Source organism: Kitasatospora sp. P5_F3 (assembly GCF_054049135.1).
The window spans coordinates 239,927-261,630 of the sequence record NZ_JBFUMY010000007.1; the positions used below are offsets into that span (position 1 = coordinate 239,927).

Annotated in this window: 17 protein-coding genes; 1 reads left to right on the forward strand and 16 read right to left on the reverse strand. The window is 69.9% G+C overall.

The window, feature by feature from the left end; genetic code table 11:
* Window positions 1-9 precede the first annotated feature (9 nt).
* Together ACXJMZ_RS06090 and ACXJMZ_RS06095 are read right to left on the reverse strand one after the other, a co-directional pair.
* The gene (locus ACXJMZ_RS06090; protein WP_457028919.1) at window positions 10-1,215 is read right to left on the reverse strand and encodes a cytochrome P450; all 1,206 of its coding nucleotides are present in this window, start codon (window positions 1,213-1,215) and stop codon (window positions 10-12) included.
* Window positions 1,216-1,258: 43 nt separating this feature from the next.
* Window positions 1,259-1,993 carry an SIR2 family NAD-dependent protein deacylase gene (locus ACXJMZ_RS06095; RefSeq protein ID WP_457028920.1) on the reverse strand — a complete coding sequence of 245 codons (735 nt, stop codon included), beginning with the start codon at window positions 1,991-1,993 and terminating at the stop codon, window positions 1,259-1,261.
* A gap of 61 nt (window positions 1,994-2,054) precedes the next feature.
* On the opposite strand from ACXJMZ_RS06095, the gene ACXJMZ_RS06100 reads away from it, so the two are divergent.
* Window positions 2,055-3,824, forward strand: coding sequence for a helicase-associated domain-containing protein (locus ACXJMZ_RS06100; protein WP_457028921.1), 1,770 nt, complete (start codon window positions 2,055-2,057; stop codon window positions 3,822-3,824).
* On the opposite strand, the gene ACXJMZ_RS06105 is transcribed toward ACXJMZ_RS06100, so the two are convergent.
* From ACXJMZ_RS06105 to secE, 14 genes are all read right to left on the reverse strand, one after another.
* Window positions 3,811-4,395: a hypothetical protein gene (locus ACXJMZ_RS06105; RefSeq protein WP_457028922.1), complete on the reverse strand. Its 585-nt coding sequence runs from the start codon at window positions 4,393-4,395 to the stop codon at window positions 3,811-3,813. The two genes, ACXJMZ_RS06100 and ACXJMZ_RS06105, sit on opposite strands and share 14 nt — an antisense overlap.
* A 140-nt stretch (window positions 4,396-4,535) precedes the next feature.
* A complete protein-coding gene (locus tag ACXJMZ_RS06110) occupies window positions 4,536-5,210 on the reverse strand; it encodes a response regulator (protein ID WP_457028923.1) in 675 nt (224 codons plus the stop codon).
* Between the two features lie 10 nt (window positions 5,211-5,220).
* Window positions 5,221-6,387 (reverse strand): sensor histidine kinase, encoded by a 1,167-nt coding sequence (locus ACXJMZ_RS06115; protein WP_457028924.1) that lies wholly within the window; start codon window positions 6,385-6,387, stop codon window positions 5,221-5,223.
* 55 nt (window positions 6,388-6,442) lie between these two features.
* Entirely contained in the window at window positions 6,443-7,111 is a 669-nt protein-coding gene (locus ACXJMZ_RS06120; RefSeq protein WP_457028925.1) for a DUF4097 family beta strand repeat-containing protein, read from the reverse strand.
* 174 nt (window positions 7,112-7,285) lie between these two features.
* Window positions 7,286-11,176, reverse strand: a complete 3,891-nt coding sequence (locus ACXJMZ_RS06125) for a DNA-directed RNA polymerase subunit beta' (RefSeq protein WP_457028926.1) — start codon at window positions 11,174-11,176, stop codon at window positions 7,286-7,288.
* A gap of 98 nt (window positions 11,177-11,274) precedes the next feature.
* Complete coding sequence (gene rpoB / locus ACXJMZ_RS06130; RefSeq protein WP_057231416.1) at window positions 11,275-14,748, reverse strand: DNA-directed RNA polymerase subunit beta; 3,474 nt, start codon at window positions 14,746-14,748, stop codon at window positions 11,275-11,277.
* Between the two features lie 720 nt (window positions 14,749-15,468).
* Window positions 15,469-15,852, reverse strand: coding sequence for a 50S ribosomal protein L7/L12 (rplL, locus tag ACXJMZ_RS06135; protein ID WP_457028927.1), 384 nt, complete (start codon window positions 15,850-15,852; stop codon window positions 15,469-15,471).
* 90 nt (window positions 15,853-15,942) lie between these two features.
* Entirely contained in the window at window positions 15,943-16,506 is a 564-nt protein-coding gene (rplJ, locus tag ACXJMZ_RS06140) for a 50S ribosomal protein L10 (RefSeq protein ID WP_403036545.1), read from the reverse strand.
* Between the two features lie 321 nt (window positions 16,507-16,827).
* Window positions 16,828-17,655, reverse strand: a complete 828-nt coding sequence (locus ACXJMZ_RS06145) for a hypothetical protein (RefSeq protein WP_457028928.1) — start codon at window positions 17,653-17,655, stop codon at window positions 16,828-16,830.
* Window positions 17,656-17,704: 49 nt separating this feature from the next.
* The gene (locus ACXJMZ_RS06150; protein ID WP_457028929.1) at window positions 17,705-18,640 is read right to left on the reverse strand and encodes a hypothetical protein; all 936 of its coding nucleotides are present in this window, start codon (window positions 18,638-18,640) and stop codon (window positions 17,705-17,707) included.
* Between the two features lie 128 nt (window positions 18,641-18,768).
* Entirely contained in the window at window positions 18,769-19,491 is a 723-nt protein-coding gene (rplA, locus tag ACXJMZ_RS06155) for a 50S ribosomal protein L1 (RefSeq protein WP_057231424.1), read from the reverse strand.
* Window positions 19,492-19,564: 73 nt separating this feature from the next.
* Window positions 19,565-19,999, reverse strand: coding sequence for a 50S ribosomal protein L11 (gene rplK, locus ACXJMZ_RS06160; RefSeq protein ID WP_403036533.1), 435 nt, complete (start codon window positions 19,997-19,999; stop codon window positions 19,565-19,567).
* A gap of 164 nt (window positions 20,000-20,163) precedes the next feature.
* The gene (gene nusG, locus ACXJMZ_RS06165; protein WP_457028930.1) at window positions 20,164-21,069 is read right to left on the reverse strand and encodes a transcription termination/antitermination protein NusG; all 906 of its coding nucleotides are present in this window, start codon (window positions 21,067-21,069) and stop codon (window positions 20,164-20,166) included.
* Between the two features lie 199 nt (window positions 21,070-21,268).
* A complete protein-coding gene (gene secE, locus ACXJMZ_RS06170) occupies window positions 21,269-21,628 on the reverse strand; it encodes a preprotein translocase subunit SecE (protein WP_457028931.1) in 360 nt (119 codons plus the stop codon).
* Window positions 21,629-21,704 lie beyond the last annotated feature (76 nt).

The window sequence follows — 21,704 nt, forward strand, 5'->3', positions numbered from 1 at the left end:
ACCGTCTCCTCAGACCTCGACCACCAGCTCCGTCAGCCCCCGGATCACGTACCCGGGCTGCCAGTTCGGCTCGCGGACCAGCCGCAACCCGGGCGCCCGCCGCAGCAGGGCCCCGTACGACTCGATGAGCTCCAGTCTGGCCAGCGGGGCGCCCAGACAGAAGTGAATTCCGGCGCCGAAGGTGATGTGCGGGTTGTCGACCCGGCCGACGTCCAGCCGGTCGGGGTCGGTGAACCGCTCCGGGTCGCGGTTGGCCGAGCCGAACAGCAGCGCCACCTCTGCCCCGCGCGGCACGGTCACCCCGCCGACCTCGATGTCGTCCAGCACCCAGCGCTCGAACATCTGCAGCGGGGTGTCGTAACGCATCAACTCCTCGACGGCGGTGGGCAGCAGCTCGTCCACCGAGCCGCGCAGCCGGGCGAGTTCGCCTTCGTTCCGGAACAGCGACCACCAGCCGTTGCCGGTGGTGTTCACGGTCGCCTCGTGGCCCGCGTTGAGCAGCAGTACGCAGGTGGAGACCATCTCCTGCTCGGTCAGCGCGTCGTCGCCGTCCGCCGCCCGGACCAGCCCGCTGATCAGGTCGGTGCCGGGCTCGGCCCGCCGCTGCCGGATCAGCTCCCGCAGGTAGTCGGAGAACTCGACACTGGCCGCCACCGCCCGCCGGGCCACCTCGGGCGCCGGGTTGAGCTCGAACATCGCGGTGATGTCGGCCGACCAGGGGCGCAGCAGACCCCGGTCCGCCTCCGGCACCCCGAGCAGTTCGGCGATCACCGCGACCGGCAGCGGCTCGGCCACGGCCTTGATCAGGTCACCGCCGCCGTCCCGGACCAGCCCGTCCACCAGCTCCCCGGCCAGCCGGGCCACCGTGGGCCGCAGCTCCTCGACCGTCCGGGGCGTGAACGCCTTCGACACCAGCCGCCTGATCCGCCCGTGGTCCGCCCCCTCCAGGTCGAGCAGCCCCTGCTCGTTGAGGGTGTTGAACGGCTCGTACGCCGGATCGGGCTCCGGCCGGCCGAACTCCTGGTGGCTGAACCGGTGGGTGTACGTGCGCCCCAGCCGACGGTCCCTCAGCAGCGCGCTGACGTCGCTGTAGCGGGCCACCAGCCACTGCCCGGTCGGCTCGTGAAAACTGACCGGCGCCTCCTTCCGCAGCCGCTCGTAGGCTCCGTACGGATGCGCCACGAACTCCGGCGACCACGGGTCGTACTCGGTCATCGTCCACTCCCAGCTCGTCGGGAGCGCCATCGTACGCAGCCGGTCAACCGGCCAGCAGCCGGGCCACCAGGGCGGGGAGCGCGGTGCCGATCGGCTCGCGGATCAGCTCCTGGGCGAGCGGGTCGTACGGGGTCGGCTCGGCGTTCATGACGGTCAGTCTGGCGCCGTGCTGGACGGCGGTGTCGACCAGCCCGGCGGCCGGGTGCACCTGGAGGCTGGTGCCGACCGCGATGAAGTGGTCGCAGTTCCTGGCGATCGCGTCGGCCTGCTCGATCACCAGCCAGTCCAGCTGCTCGCCGAACATCACGGTGGCGGGCCGGAGCACACCACCGCAGCGCACGCACTCCGGGTCGCTCTCCCCGGCCGCGACCCGCTCCAGCGTCCCGGCCATCGACCTCCGGTCCTCGCAGGTCTCGCAGACCACCTCCTGCGCGGTGCCGTGCAGTTCGAGCACCTTGCGGGGCGACTGACCCGCTGCCTGGTGCAGCCCGTCGACGTTCTGGGTGAGCACCCGGAGCGGAAAACCGGCCTGCTCCAGCTCGACCAGCGCGCGGTGCGCCGCGTTCGGCTCGGCCGCCAGGGCCCCGGCGTCCCGGCGCATCAGCCAGGCCCGCCGCCGCACCTCCGGGTCGGCCAGGTACGGGCCGATGGTCACCATGTCCTGCGCGCTCGGATCGCGCTGCCACAGACCCTTCGGCCCCCGGTAGTCGGGAATTCCCGAGTCGGTGGAGATCCCGGCTCCGGTCAGGACGGCGATCAGCGGTCGCTTGGCGTTCATACCGGCCGACGCTACGGGCTCGCGCCCCGGACCGGCCACCGGTTTCCCGTACCGTGGGGCGGTGAGCAGCACCGAGGACCTGACCAGTTGGCTGACCAGCCGGACCGCCGAGCAGCTGACCGTCCTGCTGGAGCGGCGGCAGCTGCCGTACGCGGGCGTCCCGGGGCTGGCCGAGCCGGGTCGGCTGGCGACCTTCCTGCTCGGCAACCCGTCCGTCCGGCTCGCGCTGACCACGCTGAACCTGGCCGAGCTCCAGGTGCTGTCCGCGGTGGCCGTGCTGGCGGAGCGTCGGTACGGGCCCGCCCCGGCGCCCGCCGCCAAGGCCCCCGCCGGGTTCGCCGGACGGCGGCTCAGCGGTGCCGCCGTGCCCACGCTCGACCCCGCATCCCGCCCGGTCCCCCGCTCCGCGCTGCTGGACCTGCTCGGCGACCGGGCCGCTCCCCTGCTGGCCGGGCTGGCCGAACGCGCCCTGCTGCTGCCCCCGCACGGCGATCAGCTCACCCTCCCGGCGGCGCTGCACCAGCAACCCCCGTACCGCTCCCTCGACTTCACGCCGGAAGCACCGCCACTGCCGGCCACTGCGCTGCCCGCCCACACCGCCGGGTCCGCCCGGGCCGCCGTCACGGAGGCCGCCGCCCGGGTCGGGCTGCTGCTCCGGGCCGCTGCCGCCCAGCCCCCGGCCATCCGCCGGGCCGGCGGCCTCGCCGTCCGGGAGGTCCGGCAGCTCGCCAAGGCGGCCGGGCTCACCGAGCCGCACGCGGCGCTCTGGCTCGACCTGGCCGCCAACGCCGGGCTGCTCGCCCCCTCCCCCGCGCCGCTCCGGCTGCTGCCCACCGCCCGGTACGACGACTGGGTGGCCGCCACCCCCGCCGAACGCCTGGCGCCGCTGCTTGCCGCCTGGGCGGTCACCCCTGCGGTGTTCGGCACCGCCCCGGCGGTGCTCACCACTCCGAACGATCCGACCGCCGTACCGCTGCGCCAGGCCCTACTGCACGCACTGGCCCACCTCCCGCCCGGCCACGGCCTGGTGGCACCGGCGGACCTGCTCACCGCAACGGCCTGGCACCGCCCGCTCGGCCCCGCTCCGGACCCGGCCGCCGTGACCGCCACCCTCGCCGAAGCCGAGCTGCTCGGAGTGCTCGCGCACGGCGTGCCCACCCCCGTGGGGCACGCCGTCCGCGAGCTGCTCGACACCGGGGCCGCGCACTGCTTCCCGGCCGTCCCACCGCACCGTCAACTCCTGGACGGACTGGTCGAGTTGATGCCACCGATGGTCGACACCGCCCGCTTCCAGGCCGACCTGACCGCCGTGGTCACCGGCCCGCCCACCGCCGAACTGGCCGGGCTGCTGGACCTGACCGCCGACCGGGAGTCGGACGGCCATGCCACCGTCTGGCGCTTCACCCCCGCCGCCGTCCGCCGCGCCCTCGACACCGGACTGGACGCCGCCGACCTGGTCGACCGGCTGCGCGCGAGAGGCGACCTGCCCCAGCCGCTGGAGTACCTGGTCAAGGACACCGCCCGTACCCACGGCCGGGTCACCGTGGCCCGGGTCGGCTGCGTGCTGCGGTCGGACGACGAGGCCCTGCTGCTCGAACTCGCCCACGCCCGCGCACTGTTCGGCCTCGGCCTGCGTCGGATCGCCCCCACCGTGCTGACCGGCACGGCCGACGCCGACACCACCCTGGCCGCGCTCCGGCAGGCGGGCTACGCCCCCGTACCCGAGACGCCCGGCGGGACCGTCACCGTCGAACGGGCCCCTGCCCCGGTGGACCGGCCCCCGGCCGACGGCGCCGCCGCCCTCGCGGCGGCCCTGCTCAGCGCGGGCTGACGATCCGACGGCGCACCACCGCCCGGGCCGGAGAAGCCGCCGGGACGGTCAGCGGGCGCAGCGCCAGCGCGAAGAGCACCGCGCCCGGCGTCATCAGGTCCAGGTCCATCGCCATCAGCACGGTGGCGACCAGCACCAGCAGCGGACTCCACAGCGGGATCTGCCGGACCGCCGCGACCAGCAGCACCAGCAGGCCCAGGTAGAACAGCGTCGGCAGCGCCGTGTAGAAGACCGGCAGCACCCCGGGCACGTCCTGGATCTCGCCGAACAGCCGATGCTGGTCCGCCTTGTCCACCGCCACCGCACCGACCCAGAGGTCGATCAGCGTCTGCCCCACCGAGGCCGCCAGACCGGTGCCCGCCACCACCAGCGCGACCGTGCCCAGCAGCCGGGAGGCCGCCCGGCGGCGCAGCTCCAGCAGCACCGGCACGAACAGCAGCAGCCCGGCCAGCAGGGCGGCGTGCCCGAGCAGCCAGCCCGCCTCGGGCTCCTTGCTGCCCGGCAGCAGCCGGATCGCGCCGTACAGGCCGATCAGCAGCGGGGCGGCCAGGGCGGGCTGGTACTTCTTCATCTCAAGTCCCTTTCGGAGCAGCTCGGTTCGACACCCGAATCCTGCTCCGGCCGCCCCTCGCCCCGGATCGCCCGCACCGGCGAAAAGGTCCCCTCCCCCATGCGGGGGAGGGGACCTTTCAGGGCTGAACCCCTAGGGGCTCAGTCCTCGCCCGCGACCACCGCGCCGGACTCGTACGCGAACACCACCGCATGCACCCGGTCGCGGAGCCGGAGCTTGGCCAGCACGTTGGAGACATGCGTCTTCACGGTGTGCTCGCTGACCACCAGCTCGGCCGCGATCTCGGCGTTGGAGTGGCCCCGGGCGAGCAGCCGCAGGGTCTCCGCCTCCCGCCCGGTGAGCTGCTCCAGCAGCCGGGACGGCGCCCGCACCGCCTGCGGGCCACTGCCCTTGCGGGCGGCGAACTCGGCGATCAGCCGCCGGGTCACCGAGGGTGCCAGCAGCGCCTCCCCGGAGGCCACCATCCGTACCCCGTGGGCGAGATCGTCCCGGCGGACGTCCTTGAGCAGGAAGCCGCTGGCGCCCGCGTACAGGGCGTCGTAGACGTAGTCGTCCACATCGAAGGTGGTCAGCATGATCACCTTGGTGTCCGGATGGTCCGCGCAGACCCGGCGGGCCGCCTCCAGGCCGTCCATCACGGGCATCCGGACGTCCAGCAGCAGGACGTCCGGGGCGTGTTCCCGGACAGCCTCGACCGCCTCGGCGCCGTTCGCCGCCTCGGCCACCACCTCGATGTCCGGCTGCGCGTCCAGGATCATCCCGAACCCGGCCCGGACCAGCTCCTGGTCGTCCGCGACCACCACCCGAATCGTCATGCTTTCCCTCTCAACTCCCCAATGGCAGACTGGCCGTGACCACGAAACCCCGGCCGTCCGGGCCGGGACCGGCCGCCGCCCGGCCGCCACAGGCGGCGGCCCGCTCCCGGATGCCGACCAGACCGCGGCCACCCGACCAGACCCCCGCCACCGTGACCGGCACACCCAGGCCGTCGTCCTCGACCACGACCTCCAACGCCTCCCGCACCTTCGCCACCCGCACCGCGACCCGGTTCGCCCCGGAGTGCTTCACCGTGTTGGTGAGCGCCTCCTGCACGATCCGGTACGCAGCCGCCTGGACATCGGCCGGGCCGATCTCCTGCACCATCAGATCCACCCGCAGCCCGGACTCGCGCACCCGCTCGACCACCGCCGGAAGTTCGGCCAGGGTCGGCTGCGGGGCCAGCTCGGGACCAGCCCCCTGCTCCTTCAACACACCGAGTACCCGCCTGAGTTGGACCATTGCGTCGCGACCGGAGTCGGCGATGGTGTCGAAGGTGCGGATCGCCCGGTCCGGATCACTGCGCACCACCACCGGGCCGGCCTCCGCCTGAATCACCATCAGCGAGACGGCGTGCGCCAGGATGTCGTGCATCTCCCGGGCGATCCTGGCCCGTTCCTCCGCCACCGCCCGCGCCGCGTCGGACGCCGCCCGACGGCCGACCTCGGTCGCCCGGTCGGCCTCGACCCGGGCCAGCCTGCGCAACTCCCGTACCAGCGAACCGAAGACGAACGGGACGACCGAGCTGAGCAGGCTGAACAGCATCCCGTTCACCGAGTGGGTGCCCAGCACATTGCCGACGATCAGCGAGGTCAACGTCACCCAGCGCTGCCACTCCCGGCCGAGGTCCGCCACGGTGTAGATCGCCACCACCATGCCCAGCGGCAGTTGCGGCATCGCCGAGTGCGCCCACAGCCCGGTCGCCGCCGAGGCCAGCCCGCTCAGGTAGAACACCCGGAACGGCGCCTTGCGTCGCCAGGGCAGCGGTAGCGCGGTGGCGACCGCCAGCGCGTACACCCACCAGGACCAGTCCGGTTCGTCGTGCCACACCGTCCAGAGCGAGACCGCCAGCGCTGCCAGCGCCAGCAGCACGTCCACGACGTACGGGTTCACCCCCGCGAACCGCGCCTGCACCCGCTCCCCCAGGCCCGCCGCCCGGGCCTGCCACCGCGACATCCGCTCCACGTCCACCCCATCCCCGTGAAGTCGATCATGCCGCACGGTGCCCCGATCAGCCACCACTGACCGTGACGTCACCGGTCGCCGCCCGGGCCACGATCTTCCGCTCCGACACGGTCCGCACCGGCACCTGGACGTCCACGCTGCCGGTACCGGTGGCCGCCTCCACCGCGTACTCCTCGCCCTTCGGCACCGTCACCCGCACACTGCCCGTGCCCGCCTTCACCCGGACGTCGGCCGGCGCCACCGCGAAGCCCGCCTTCACGTCGCCCGTGCCCGCGGTCAGCTGCACCTTCTGTCCGCCCAGCCGCTCCGCCGTGATCCCGCCGGTCCCGGCCGAGGCCTCCACCTCACCCGTCAGCCCGGTCAGCCGCACGTTCCCGGTCCCCGACCTGACCTTCACCACCGTCCCGGCCGGCACCCGCACCTGGTAGCTCACCCCGCAGCCGTCCTCCGGGCACCGGTACGACAGCGTCAGCGTCCCGTCCACCACCTGGTGCTCAGCCTCCGGCGCCGACCCTCGGTACGACTGACGCTCCGTCACCCGCACCTCCGCCCCGTCCCCGACCACCTCGACATCCCCGGTCCCCCCGTCCACCACCAGCACCCGCACCGCCTCGGTCACCCCGTACCCGACCTCCCGCTCCTCCTGCGCCGCACACCCGGTGACCCCCGCCACCACAGCCACCGCAACCCCAAGCCCGGCCAGCACCCGCTTCACGACAAGCTCCCCTCGCTGCACACCTTCTGACACCGAGAATCCTTCCGCCCGCCCCCTCGCCGCGGATCCCTCCCCGGAGCGGTCCTCCACCCTCCCCCGCCCGGGGGAGGAAACGCCGCAGGGCGGCCACCCCGTGTGGGGTGACCGCCCTGCATGCGATCAGGTGACCGTGACTCAGCCGGTGTAGGGGCCGTAGTCGTAGTCGTCCAGCGGGACTGCCTGGCCGGAGCCGGCGCTGAACGGCGACAGGTCGTAGTCGTCGTAGCCGACGGCCGAGTACATCGCGGCCTTGGCCTCTTCGGTGGGCTCGACCCGGATGTTGCGGTAGCGGGGGAGACCCGTACCGGCCGGGATGAGCTTGCCGAGGATGACGTTCTCCTTGAGGCCCAGCAGCGGGTCCGACTTGGCGTGGATCGCCGCGTCGGTGAGCACCCGGGTCGTCTCCTGGAAGGAGGCGGCCGACAGCCAGGACTCGGTCGCCAGCGAGGCCTTGGTGATACCCATCAGCTGCGGACGGCCGGAGGCGGGGTGACCGCCCTCGGAGACCACGCGACGGTTCTCGGTCTCGAAGCGGCCGCGCTCGACGAGCTCGCCCGGGAGCAGCTCGGCGTCGCCCGACTCGATGATCGTCACGCGGCGGAGCATCTGCCGGATGATGATCTCGATGTGCTTGTCGTGGATCGACACACCCTGCGAGTTGTAGACCTTCTGGACCTCGGCCACCAGGTGGATCTGGACGGCGCGCTGACCCATGATCCGCAGGACGTCGTGCGGGTTCATCGTGCCGGCGGTCAGCTTCTGGCCGACCGCGACCGCCTCGCCCTCGGAGACCAGCAGCTTGATGCGCTTGGAGATCGGGTAAGCGATCTCGTCCGTGCCGTCGTCGGGGGTGACGACGAGCTTGCGGGTCTTCTCGGTGTCCTCGATCCGGACCCGGCCCTGAGCCTCGGCAACCGGGGCCACACCCTTGGGGGTACGGGCCTCGAAGAGCTCGACGACACGGGGCAGACCCTGCGTGATGTCGTCACCGGCCACACCACCGGTGTGGAAGGTACGCATCGTCAGCTGGGTACCGGGCTCACCGATGGACTGGGCGGCGATGATGCCGACCGCCTCACCGATGTCGACCAGCTTGCCGGTGGCCAGCGAACGGCCGTAGCAGAAGGCACAGGTGCCGACTGCCGACTCACAGGTGAGGATCGAGCGGGTCTTGACCTCGCTGATGCCGTGGCGGATCAGCTCGTCGATCAGGACGTCACCGAGGTCGGTGTTGGCGGTGGCAAGAAGCTTGCCGTCCACCGTGATGTCCTCGGCCAGCATCCGGGCGTAGACGCTGGTCTCGACGTCGTCCGTCTTGCGCAGGACGCCGTTCTCGACCACGCCGATGGCCAGCTTGAGGCCACGCTCGGTGCCGCAGTCCTCCTCGCGGATGATGACGTCCTGGGAGACGTCGACCAGACGACGAGTCAGGTAGCCGGAGTCGGCGGTACGCAGCGCGGTGTCGGCCAGACCCTTACGGGCACCGTGGGTGGAGATGAAGTACTCCAGCACGGTGAGACCCTCACGGAACGACGCCTTGATGGGCCGCGGGATGGTCTCGTTCTTCGCGTTCGACACCAGACCACGCATACCGGCGATCTGACGCATCTGCATCATGTTTCCTCGAGCGCCCGAGTCCACCATCATGAAGATGGGGTTCGTCTTCTCGAAGTTGGCGTTCATCGCCTCGGCGACCTCGTTGGTCGCACGGGTCCAGATGCCGATGAGCTCGCTCTTGCGCTCCTCGTTGGTGATCAGGCCGCGCTCGTACTGACGCTGCACCTTCTCGGCCTGGGCCTCGTAGCCCTCGAGGATCTGCGGCTTGTTCGGCGGGACCACGACGTCGGAGATCGACACCGTGACACCCGAGCGGGTGGCCCAGTGGAAACCGGCCGCCTTCAGGTTGTCCAAGGTCGCCGCCACGACGACCTTGGGGTACCGCTCGGCCAGGTCGTTGACGATCGCGGAGAGCTGCTTCTTGCCCACCTCGTAGTCGACGAACGGGTAGTCCTCGGGCAGCAGCTCGTTGAAGAGCGCGCGGCCCAGGGTGGTCTTCAGGCGGAAGGACTCGCCCTCGAACCAGGTCGACTGACCGTCCTCGTCGACCGGCGGGGTCCAGCCACGGGGCGGGACGGTGCCGATCGGCAGGCGGATGTCGACCACGGCCTGGACGTCGATCTGCTTGGCGTCGAACGCCATCACGGCCTCGGCGGCGGAGGTGAAGGAGCGACCACCGCCCTTCACCTTCTCCCGGTCCGAGGTCAGGAAGAACAGACCGAGCACCATGTCCTGGGTCGGCATGGTGACGGGGCGACCGTCGGCCGGCTTCAGGATGTTGTTCGAGGACAGCATCAGGATGCGGGCCTCGGCCTGCGCCTCCGCGGAGAGCGGCAGGTGGACGGCCATCTGGTCACCGTCGAAGTCCGCGTTGAACGCGGTGCAGACGAGCGGGTGGATCTGGATGGCCTTGCCCTCGACCAGCTGGGGCTCGAAGGCCTGGATGCCGAGGCGGTGCAGGGTGGGTGCACGGTTCAGCAGCACCGGGTGCTCGGCGATGACCTCTTCGAGGACGTCCCACACCACGGGGCGGGCGCGCTCGACCATGCGCTTCGCCGACTTGATGTTCTGCGCGTGGTTGAGGTCCACCAGGCGCTTCATCACGAACGGCTTGAAGAGCTCCAGCGCCATGGCCTTCGGCAGACCGCACTGGTGCAGCTTGAGCTGCGGGCCGACGACGATGACCGAACGGGCCGAGTAGTCGACTCGCTTGCCGAGCAGGTTCTGACGGAAACGACCCTGCTTGCCCTTCAGCATGTCGCTGAGGGACTTCAGCGGACGGTTGCCGGGGCCCGTGACCGGGCGACCACGACGGCCGTTGTCGAAGAGGGCGTCGACCGCCTCCTGGAGCATCCGCTTCTCGTTGTTCACGATGATCTCGGGCGCGCCGAGGTCGAGAAGCCGCTTCAGGCGGTTGTTGCGGTTGATCACGCGGCGGTACAGGTCGTTCAGGTCGGAGGTCGCGAAGCGGCCACCGTCCAGCTGCACCATCGGGCGAAGGTCCGGCGGGATGACCGGGACGCAGTCCAGCACCATGCCGTTGGGCTTGTTGGTGGTCTGCAGGAAGGCGGAGACGACCTTGAGGCGCTTGAGCGCCCGGGTCTTCTTCTGGCCCTTGCCGCTGCGGATGATCTCGCGCAGCCGCTCGGACTCCTCGGCCAGGTCGAACGTCTCCAGGCGGTCCTTGAGCGCCGCGGCGCCCATCGAGCCGGAGAAGTACGTGCCGAAGCGGTCGCGCAGCTCGCGGTAGAGCAGCTCGTCGCCCTCGAGGTCCTGGACCTTGAGGTTCTTGAAGCGCGCCCAGACCTCGTCCAGCCGGTCCAGCTCGCGCTGCGCACGGTCGCGCAGCTGCTTCATCTCGCGCTCGGCACCCTCGCGCACCTTGCGGCGCACGTCGGCCTTGGCGCCCTCGGCCTCGAGCTCGGCCAGGTCGGTCTCGGCCTTCTTGGCCCGGGCCTCGAGGTCGGAGTCGCGGCGGTTCTCGATCTGCTGACGCTCGACCGAGACATGCGCCTCGAGCGACGGGAGGTCGCGCTGGCGACGCTCGTCGTCCACCCAGGTGATCATGTAGGCGGCGAAGTAGATGACCTTCTCGAGGTCCTTCGGCGCCAGGTCGAGCAGGTAGCCGAGGCGGCTGGGGACACCCTTGAAGTACCAGATGTGGGTGACCGGCGCGGCCAGCTCGATGTGGCCCATCCGCTCACGACGCACCTTGGCGCGAGTGACCTCGACGCCACAGCGCTCACAGATGATGCCCTTGAAGCGGACGCGCTTGTACTTGCCGCAGTAGCACTCCCAGTCCCGGGTGGGGCCGAAGATCTTCTCGCAGAAGAGCCCGTCCTTTTCCGGCTTCAGGGTGCGGTAGTTGATGGTCTCCGGCTTCTTGACCTCGCCGTGGGACCACTGGCGGATGTCGTCGGCGGTCGCGAGGCCGATGCGGAGCTCGTCGAAGAAGTTGACGTCAAGCACTGGTCGTCAAGCCCTCTTTCGTAAGTCGAAAGGTGTTCATCTGGTCTGAGGGGGCCTGGGGGCGGGCCGGCCACACACGGTGGCCGGCCCAACCTCCGTCAGACCTCTTCGACGCTGCTCGGCTCGCGCCGGGACAGGTCAATGCCGAGCTCCTCGGCGGCACGGAAGACGTCCTCGTCGGAGTCCCGCATCTCGATGGACTGGCCGTCCGAGGACAGCACCTCCACGTTGAGGCAGAGCGACTGCATTTCCTTGATGAGGACCTTGAAGGACTCAGGAATGCCCGGCTCGGGGATGTTCTCGCCCTTGACGATGGCCTCGTAGACCTTCACCCGGCCGAGAACGTCGTCGGACTTGATGGTGAGGAGTTCCTGCAGTGCGTAGGCGGCGCCGTACGCCTCAAGGGCCCACACCTCCATCTCACCGAATCGCTGACCACCGAACTGCGCCTTACCACCGAGCGGCTGCTGGGTGATCATCGAGTACGGACCGGTCGAACGGGCGTGCAGCTTGTCGTCGACCAGGTGGTGCAGCTTCAGGATGTACATGTAGCCGACCGAGACCGGCATCGGGAACGGCTCACCGGAGCGGCCGTCGAACAGCCGCGCCTTACCGGTGGAGTTCACCAGGCGCTCACCGTCACGGGTGAGGGTGGTGTGGTCCAGCAGGTGGGTGATCTCGTCCTCGCGGGCGCCGTCGAAGACCGGGGTGGCGAGGTTGGTGCCGCCCTCGACCTTGTCCGCGCCGATCGCCTGCAGGCGGGTGGCCCACTCCTCGGCGAGACCGGAGACGTCCCAGCCCTGCTTGGCGAGCCACCCGAGGTGGATCTCCAGTACCTGTCCCGGGTTCATTCGGGACGGGACACCCAGCGGGTTGAGGATGATGTCGACCGGGGTGCCGTCCTCGAGGAACGGCATGTCCTCGACCGGCAGGATCTTGGAGATGACACCCTTGTTGCCGTGACGGCCGGCCAGCTTGTCACCGTTGGTGATCTTGCGCTTCTGGGCGACGTAGACGCGAACCAGCTGGTTCACACCCGGGGGAAGCTCGTCCCCCTCCTCGCGGTCGAAGACGCGGACACCGATGATCTTGCCGGACTCACCGTGCGGCACCTTCAGCGAGGTGTCGCGGACCTCACGGGCCTTCTCGCCGAAGATCGCGCGGAGCAGGCGCTCCTCCGGGGTCAGCTCGGTCTCACCCTTGGGCGTGACCTTGCCGACCAGGATGTCGCCGGTGGTGACATCGGCGCCGATCCGGATGATGCCGCGCTCGTCGAGGTCCGCGAGGACCTCCTCGGAGACGTTCGGGATGTCCCGGGTGATCTCCTCCGGGCCCAGCTTGGTGTCACGGGCGTCGACCTCGTGCTCCTCGATGTGGATCGAGGAGAGGACGTCGTCCTGCACGAGGCGCTGCGACAGGATGATCGCGTCCTCGTAGTTGTGACCCTCCCAGGACATGAACGCCACGAGCAGGTTCTTGCCCAGCGCCATCTCACCCTGGTCGGTGCACGGGCCGTCGGCCAGCACCTGGCTGACCTCGACCCGGGCGCCCTCGTCCACGAGCACCTTCTGGTTGAAGGCGGTGCCCTGGTTCGAGCGGGTGAACTTGGCGGCGCGGTACGTGGTGTACGTGCCGTCGTCGTTGGCCACGGTGACGTAGTCGGCCGAGACCTCCTGGACGACACCCGCCTTCTCGGCCACGATCACGTCGGCGGCGTCGACCGCACAGCGGTACTCCATGCCGGTACCGACCACGGGCGCCTCGCTGCGGAGCAGCGGGACGGCCTGGCGCATCATGTTCGAGCCCATGAGCGCGCGGTTGGCGTCGTCGTGCTCGAGGAACGGGATCATGGCGGTCGCAACCGACACCATCTGGCGCGGCGAGACGTCCATGTAGTCGATCTCGGTGCCCGGGATGTAGTCGATCTCGCCACCACGGCGGCGGACCAGGACACGCGGCTCGGCGAAGGTCAGCTCGTCGGTCAGCGGGGCGTTGGCCTGCGCGATGACGTAGCGGTCCTCCTCGTCTGCCGTGAGGTAGTCGACCGCCTCGGTCACGACACCGTCGATGACCTTCCGGTACGGGGTCTCGATGAAGCCGAAGGCGTTCACCCGGCCGTAGGACGCGAGCGAGCCGATCAGACCGATGTTCGGGCCTTCGGGGGTCTCGATCGGACACATGCGGCCGTAGTGCGAGGGGTGCACGTCACGGACCTCGAAGCCGGCCCGCTCACGGGACAGACCACCGGGGCCGAGCGCGGACAGACGACGCTTGTGGGTCAGACCCGAGAGCGGGTTCGTCTGGTCCATGAACTGCGACAGCTGGCTGGTGCCGAAGAACTCCTTGATGGAGGCGACGACCGGCCGGATGTTGATCAGGGTCTGCGGCGTGATCGCCTCGACGTCCTGGGTGGTCATGCGCTCGCGCACGACACGCTCCATACGGGCGAGACCCGTACGGACCTGGTTCTGGATCAGCTCGCCGACGTTGCGCAGACGACGGTTGCCGAAGTGGTCGATGTCATCGACCTCCACGACGATGTCGCGGCCCGCGTCGTCCCGCCAGTCGGTCTCACCCGCGTGCAGCTTCACCAGGTACTTGATCGCACCGATGATGTCGGGCTCGGTGAGCACGCCGGAGTCCAGCGACTCGGCGTTGCCCAGCTTGCGGTTGACCTTGTAACGGCCGACCTTGGCGAGGTCGTAGCGCTTCGGGTTGAAGTAGAGGTTCTCCAGAAGCGTCTGCGCGGCCTCGCGGGTCGGCGGCTCGCCGGGGCGCAGCTTGCGGTAGATGTCGAGCAGCGCGTCGTCCTGGCCCTGGGTGTGGTCCTTCTCCAGGGTGGCGCGCATCGACTCGTACTCGCCGAACTCCTCGAGAATCATCTCGTTGGTCCAGCCGAGCGCCTTCAGCAGTACGGTGACCGACTGCTTGCGCTTGCGGTCGATGCGGACACCGACCATGTCGCGCTTGTCGATCTCCATCTCCAGCCAGGCACCACGCGAGGGGATGACCTTGCAGGAGAAGATGTCCTTGTCGGAGACCTTGTCCAGGGTGGAGTCGAAGTACACACCCGGGGAACGGACCAGCTGCGAGACCACGACACGCTCGGTGCCGTTGATCACGAAGGTGCCCTTGTGGGTCATGAGCGGGAAGTCGCCCATGAAGACCGTCTGGGACTTGATCTCACCGGTCTCGTTGTTGGTGAACTCGGCCGTGACGAAGAGCGGGGCCGCGAACGTGAAGTCGCGGTCCTTGCACTCGTCGATCGAGTTCTTCGGCGGCTCGAAACGGTGGTCGCGGAAGGTCAGCGACATCGACCCACTGAAGTCCTCGATCGGGGAGATCTCTTCGAAGATCTCCTCCAGACCGGACTTGGTGGGGACGTCCTGACCACTCTCCAGGGCCGCCTCGACGCGAGACTTCCAGGCCGCATTGCCGAGGAGCCAGTCAAAGCTCTCGGTCTGCAGGGCCAGGAGGTTCGGGACCTCGAGGGGCTCCTTGATCTTCGCGAAGGAGACGCGGAGCGGGGCGGTGGAATTGGCGTTGTTCGAGGCGTTGCGCGGCGCGGCCAAGAGGGGGGTCCTTCCGAGGGCTCGGAGCTCACTGCGCGCGTACCGGCCGGCCTCGACGGGCTTGGTCCCACCCCCGGCGCCGTGGGTCTCAGCCGGGAAGATCTCCCAGGTCAGAGCCGCTTTGCGGAGGCAGTGCCAGACCCCTTCAGGGCAGTGCTTGCTCCGGGCGACGAGTCACGGAGCAGCTAACAGGCAGCGCAAAGGGACAGTGTAGCCAAAAGGCACACTGCTGACAAGCTCTGATTCGGAGACCGAATCGGAGACTCCCCTCATACCGCTCCGCCGTGCCCCGGACGCTCCGAGCCACCGCACCTCACCAAGAGTCAATTCCCGTCGGAGCCACCGAATATGCATCCGGAACCACATCGACCGGTTGGACTCGCCTCCTGTGGGGCGCGCCTTGAGAATCGCGCGCCCGGTGGAGTTCGTCAAGGCCCTCACCGGAGTGCGGACCTCGAAGCGTTCATCGTCCGAGCAGGCCACCGCGTTACAGAACCCGTGGTGGGAGCCTCCCCCAATGACAGCGCTCACCCTACCGGGCCCTGCCGACAGTGGCCGAGTACACAGTCCGCCAGGCCGGTGAAGCCCGTCCGCCGACCGGGTGGACCCTGGTGGGCGAACGGGTGGAGCAGGCCAGGGACCGGGTACGCAAAAAGGCCGGGCCGACCACCCGCAAGGGTGATCGGCCCGGCCTCGCGCCCCCTCAGAGGGGGCACTGAGTCACTTGACGGTGACCTTGGCGCCAGCGGCCTCGAGCTGGGCCTTGGCCTTCTCGGCAGCGTCCTTGGCAACCTTCTCCAGGACGGTGGCGGGGGTACCGTCAACGAGGTCCTTCGCCTCCTTCAGGCCGAGGGAGGTGAGGGCGCGCACCTCCTTGATGACCTGGATCTTCTTGTCGCCAGCGCCCTCGAGGATGACGTCGAACTCGTCCTGCTCCTCGACGGCCTCGGCCACGACACCGGCGCCACCGGCGGCGGCAACGGCGACCGGGGCGGCAGCGGTGACGTCGAACTTCTCCTCGAAGGCCTTCACGAAGGCAGCGAGCTCGATGAGGGTGAGCTCCTCGAACTGCGCGAGCAGCTCGTCCTGGGTCAGCTTCGCCATGATTGGCGTCCTTCCACTAAATCGGCAGGTAGGTGCCGGATGTACGGATTGGGCGGGCACTGGCCCGCAGCGAGGCGTGAGCCTGCCGAATTATTCGGCGGCCTCGTCCTCGGCGGCGGGAGCCGGCGCACCGGCACCGCCCTGCTCGACCTTGTCGCGAAGCGCGTCCACGGTGCGGACGAGCTTCGACGGGAGAGCCTGGAAGAGCGCGGCAGCCTGGGACTGCTTGGCCTTCATGGCACCCGCGAACTTGGCGAGCAGCACCTCGCGGGACTCGAGGTCCGCGAGCTTCTTGATGTCATCGGCAGACAGCGCCTTACCGTCAAGGACACCGCCCTTGATGATGAGTGCGGGGTTGTCCTTGGCGAAGTCACGCAGAGCCTTCGCCGACTCCACCGGGTCACCGGTGACGAAGGCAACAGCCGTCGGACCCGAGAACAGGTCGTCCAGCTCGGAGATCCCGGCCTCATTGGCCGCGATCTTGGTCAGCGTGTTCTTCACCACGGCGTACTGGGCGTTGTCCCCCAGCGAGCGACGCAGGGTCTTGACCTGCTTCACCGTGAGACCGCGGTACTCGGTGAGCAGCGTCGCGTTCGAGGCACGGAACTTGTCCGTGAGCTCGGCGACGGCAGCAGCCTTGTCGGGCCTTGCCATAGGCTTACGCCTCCTTCCGTGATGTCGAAGTCAGGCCGACCTTCGAACAGTCGACCATCCAACGCCTCAAACCACCGGCCAGGAAGCTCTGCAGAAACAGTGAGAGCCCCGGTGCGCAGGCGCACGGGGCTCTGAATGACCTCAACGATCCAGGCGGCAAGCCGCACGGACCGGAAGTCCAAGCTCCAAACACTCCTGCGCGGGCTGTCCGCGACGAATCGCGGAACCTTCGGTCGTCAGCACCCTTGCGGGCGCAGCCGACAACCAGCGGTCTTTGGCAGCCCCCACCGTACTCGACCCCCCGCGAATCGGCCAAATCCGTCAGGAGGCGAGCGGCGGCAGGCTCTGGCTACCCGTGTCCACGGTGTCGTTCTCGGCCGGGGCCTGCACCGAGATCGGGCCGCCGAATCCCCGGTAGGTCATGGTGTCGGCCGGGCCGACCCCGCCGCTGCGGCGAAGCTGGACCAGCTGGTCCTTGTCGTTCAGCCAGAGGTCCAGGGTGAGCTGCCGCACCCCGCCGGCTCCGAGCGCGGCCTGCAGGGCCTGCTGCCGGGTGGCGGGCAGCAGGGTCTGCGCCGCGACGTACCGGTCCACACCGATGTCCACCCGGTAGTGCTGGACGGTGGCTTCGCCCAGCTCCTCCTCACCGACCAGCCGCGGGCTCTCGGCGGCGACGGCGGCGGTCAGCCCCACCATCGGGTTGATCCGGTCGACCAGCTCGGCGTACGGAATCTCCCGCCGGCCGCCCGGGACGGTGAACTTCTCCCAGTGCCGCCCGCCGGTCCGGTCGGCGGTGGCCTGGTCGCCGCCCCGGTAGGCGGTGGTGTCCAGCACGATCAGCTGCTCGGCGGTGTCCGGGTACTTGACCTTGAGCACCGTCTTCGGCGCCCAGAACAGCACTCCACTGGCCGGGTCGCCGCCCAGCCGGTACGAGAACTCGGCCCGCCGGGCGGTGCTCATCGCCAGCTGGGCGGAGAGCAGCACCCCGTGCGGCGACCGGTCGGTGGGGCTGGGCAGGCCGGTCGGCGCGGCACTGGCCGAGGGGGTGGCGGTGGGCCGGGGCTCCGGTCCGCCGCCGCCACAGCCGGCTACGCCGGTGAGCAGCAGCACGGCGATCGCCGCGGCCGCCGACCGCTGACCTGCCGTCACCCTGTCCCCCTGCCACCGATGTTCCCTCCGACACCCTGTCATGCGGAGCTCAGCCGCCGAAGCCCTTGAGCAGATCTGCGACCTCGAACACATCCGCGGCGGGCGGGGCGGCCACCTCGGGGGCCTTGCCGAGCTCGGTGTAACGCACCGTCATCTCGCCGGTCCTGGCCGGGGTGAGGTCGGCGCTACGGAGCTGGACCAGCTCGTTCCGGCCGTTGATCCACAGGTCCAGCGCGCCGCCGCCCTTACCCAGCTCGGCCAGCGCCTGCCCCTTCTGGTCCTCCGTCAGCCCGGCCATCGCGCCGACCAGCGCCTGGGCCACCCCGGTGGCGTGGAAGTGCACCGCCTCGGCGCCGTTCACCTGCTCGACCCCGACCTTGGCCAGCCCGGGGCTGGCCGCGCCGACCGCCAGCGGCACCGCCGGGTCGAGCGCCTTCATCAGGACGGCCAGCGTCCGGGCGTCCTCGCCGCCGGCCGACAGGCCCGCGCCGTTGGCCGGCGCCGCGGCGTTCACCTTCATCCAGTGCCGCCCACCGGCCAGCGCGACGGTCTCCGGGGATGCGCCGACGAAGCTGGTCCCGGCGGCCGAGCGCAGCCTGGCGTCCTGCCCGTCCACCTTGAAGGTCAGGTCGGCCGCGGCCGACCCGCCCCAGCGCAGGGCGCCGCTGCCGGTGTCCGCTCCCCCGGTGCTGACCACCAGGGCGGCGTTGCCCGCCTTGGCCATCACGCCGGCGGCCGCCAGCAGGACGTCCTTGGGCGCGCCGGTGGGCGCCGGGGCCTGGCCTGCGCCGGCTGTGGCGCCTGCGGTGGCGGCGGCCGGGGAGGAGTCGCCCGGCTGGGGGGCCGCCGTACCGCTCGCACCGGCCGAGGGGGTGGCGGACACCGAGGGCTTGGCCGCCTCGCCCGCCCCCGATCCGCTCGAACCGCAGGCGGTCAGGCCGCCCACCAGCAGCGCCGTGACGGCAATCGTCCGCAGGTCCCGCATGACTGTCTCCCCCTCGTTCGGATCTCGGAAAGCGGACTCTAATTGATGTACATACGCCGACGGGCCCGCACCCCCCTCGAAGGGGGATGCGGGCCCGTTGAACGCGGTTACCGCCGGAGCTCGAGGGCTCAGACGGAGGCCGGGTCCTCCTCGACGAGGAGGTTCCGGGTGCGGTTCGGGTCCACCTGGATGCCGGGGCTGATCGTGGTGGAGATCGCGGTCTTCTTGATGTAGCGACCCTTCGCGGCGGACGGCTTGGCCCGGAGGACCTCGTCCAGCGCGGCGCCGTAGTTCTCGACCAGCTGCTCGTCGGTGAAGGAGGCCTTACCGATGATGAAGTGCAGGTTCGAGTGCTTGTCGACGCGGAACTCGATCTTGCCGCCCTTGATGTCGTTGACAGCCTTCGCGACATCGGGGGTGACGGTGCCGGTCTTCGGGTTCGGCATCAGACCACGCGGGCCGAGCACGCGGCCGAGGCGGCCGACCTTGCCCATGAGGTCCGGGGTGGCGACGACGGCGTCGAAGTCCAGGCGGCCCTTGGCGACCTCGTCGATGAGCTCGTCCGAGCCCACGATGTCGGCGCCCGCAGCACGCGCGGCCTCGGCACGCTCGCCGGTCGCGAAGACCAGGACCCGAGCGGTCTTACCGGTGCCGTGCGGAAGGATCACGGTGCTGCGGACCATCTGGTCGGCCTTGCGCGGGTCGACACCCAGACGCATGGCAACCTCGACGGTCGCGTCGAACTTGGCGGTGGAGGTCTCCTTGGCGAGGCGGATGGCCTCGAGGGGAGCGTAGATCCGGCTGCGGTCGACCTTGGCGTCCGCGGCCTTGAGAGCCTTGCTGCGCTTCACTGCTTCTCCTGAAGGTGAATGGAGTTCGTGGGACGGGCCGCGCGGGCCCTACCACGGTGGACTAGGGGGCTTTTCAGCCCTCGACGGTGATGCCCATCGACCGGGCGGTGCCGGCGATGATCTTCGCCGCCGCGTCCAGGTCGTTGGCGTTCAGGTCGGGGAGCTTGGTGGTGGCGATGTCGCGGACCTGGGCGCTGGTGAGCTTCGCGACCTTGGTCTTGTGCGGCTCGGCCGAGCCCTTGTCCACGCCGGCGGCCTTCAGGATGAGGCGCGCGGCCGGCGGCGTCTTCGTGATGAAGGTGAAGGAGCGGTCCTCGTAGACCGTGATCTCCACCGGCACGATCATGCCGCGCTGCGACTCGGTCGCGGCGTTGTAGGCCTTGCAGAACTCCATGATGTTGACGCCGTGCTGACCCAGCGCGGGGCCGACCGGCGGAGCCGGGTTGGCCGCGCCGGCCTTGATCTGGAGCTTGATAAGCCCCGTGACCTTCTTCTTCTTGGGAGGCATGCTCTCCGGGTCCTTCCGAGAGTGGATTACTGGTGCGTCCGCAGCCGGAGCGACACCCGGCCAGGCAGAACACACATCGGACCAGGCTAACCGCTGATGCGGCCTGGACCAAAACGAGTTCGGGGGCGGGGCCGAAGCCCCGCCCCCGAACTCAAAGCTTTGAACTAGTTCTTCTGGATCTGGTCGAACGACAGCTCGACCGGGGTCTCCCGACCGAAGATCTCGACCAGGCCCTTGACCTTCTTCGAGTCCGGGTTGATCTCGTTGATGGTCGCCTGCAGGGTGGCGAACGGACCGTCGGTGACGGTGACCGAGTCGCCGACCTCGAAGTCGAGCACCTGGACCTCGACCGGGCGGTGCGGGGACGCCTTGCCGGCGGCCTTGGCCGCGTCGCGCTCGACGTCGGGGGCGAGCATCTTGACGACCTCGTCCAGGGTCAGCGGGTACGGGTCGTAGGCGTTGCCGACGAAGCCGGTGACACCCGGGGTGTTGCGCACGACGCCCCAGGACTCGGGGGTGAGGTCCATCCGGACCAGCACGTAGCCGGGGAGCTTGTTCTGCCGGACGGTCTTGCGGTCGCCGTTCTTGATCTGGACGACCTCCTCCTGCGGAACGGCGGACTCGAAGATGAAGTCCTCGACGTTCAGCGAGACGGCGCGCTGCTCCAGGTTCTGCTTCACCCGGTTCTCGTACCCGGCGTAGGTGTGGATCACGTACCACTCGCCCGGCGCGGTGCGCAGCTGCTCCCGGAAGGCGACGACCGGGTCGATCTCGACCTCGTCCTCGGCCTCGGCGTCATCGGCCTCGGTCTCGTCCTCGGCGTCCTCAGCAGCCTCGTCCTCGGCGGCCTCGGTCTCGTCCTCCTCGAGGGACTCGTCCTCGGCCACCTCGTGCACCGCGTCCTGCTCGGCCGGCACGCCCGCCTCGGCCTCGTCCGCTGCCTCGACCTCGTCCTGGTCGGCGTCGACCGCGTCCAGGATCTGCTCGGCGTCCTCGACGTCAGCAGCCTCGGCCGCGACATCCGCCTCGCGGACGGTCTCGTCGGCGTCGTACAGGGGGGACTCAGACACGGTGGCTGCTTCTTTCCTGGGATGTGAGTTGGAACGGCTCCGGACTGTCCGGCGCCCTCACGGGCACGTTGCGGGGACAACTCGGATACCTCCACAGTACCGAGTCAACGGTAGCGGGATCGCCCTGAGTGCGCCGACAGCTCGACCCGGACCGTTTGCACGGCCCGGGTCGGGATGGAGCTGGGGAGGTGACGGCCGGTCAGCCGAACACCCACAGGCTGAGCTTGGAGAAGCCGTAGTCCATGCTGGCCACCAGGCCCATGACCACGACCACGAAGACCACCACGACGGTGGTGTACTGGGTCAGCTCGCTGCGGGTCGGCCAGACGACCTTGCGAAGCTCGGCAATGATCTGGCGGTAGAACAGCGCCGTCCGGGCGAAGATGCTCTTCTTGGCACGCTTGCCGGACTTCTTCCCGCCGTCACCGCCCTCGGACTTCTGGGCACGCTTACGGTCGCGACGCGAGGGCACCTTGTCGTTGACGTCGGCGGAAGTCGCCTCCGCGCCGTCGGGGTTGCCGCTCTCAGGCGTTGCGGTGGAGCCCGTGGTCTCCGTCACTCGTCCTCACCTGAATCCGGGTCCTGCCGAGCGTCGCTTCGCGTTGGTGCGGGCGATCCGGCGAATGCAGTGCGAT

Coding starts and splice junctions, on each gene's coding strand:
- ACXJMZ_RS06090 (WP_457028919.1), bottom strand. CDS start 1,215: ATGACCGAGTACGACCCGTGGTCGCCGGAGTTCGTGGCGCATCCGTAC.
- ACXJMZ_RS06095 (WP_457028920.1), bottom strand. CDS start 1,993: ATGAACGCCAAGCGACCGCTGATCGCCGTCCTGACCGGAGCCGGGATC.
- ACXJMZ_RS06105 (WP_457028922.1), bottom strand. CDS start 4,395: ATGAAGAAGTACCAGCCCGCCCTGGCCGCCCCGCTGCTGATCGGCCTG.
- ACXJMZ_RS06110 (WP_457028923.1), bottom strand. CDS start 5,210: ATGACGATTCGGGTGGTGGTCGCGGACGACCAGGAGCTGGTCCGGGCC.
- ACXJMZ_RS06115 (WP_457028924.1), bottom strand. CDS start 6,387: ATGTCGCGGTGGCAGGCCCGGGCGGCGGGCCTGGGGGAGCGGGTGCAG.
- rplL (WP_457028927.1), bottom strand. CDS start 15,852: ATGGCGAAGCTGACCCAGGACGAGCTGCTCGCGCAGTTCGAGGAGCTC.
- rplJ (WP_403036545.1), bottom strand. CDS start 16,506: ATGGCAAGGCCCGACAAGGCTGCTGCCGTCGCCGAGCTCACGGACAAG.
- ACXJMZ_RS06150 (WP_457028929.1), bottom strand. CDS start 18,640: ATGCGGGACCTGCGGACGATTGCCGTCACGGCGCTGCTGGTGGGCGGC.
- rplK (WP_403036533.1), bottom strand. CDS start 19,999: ATGCCTCCCAAGAAGAAGAAGGTCACGGGGCTTATCAAGCTCCAGATC.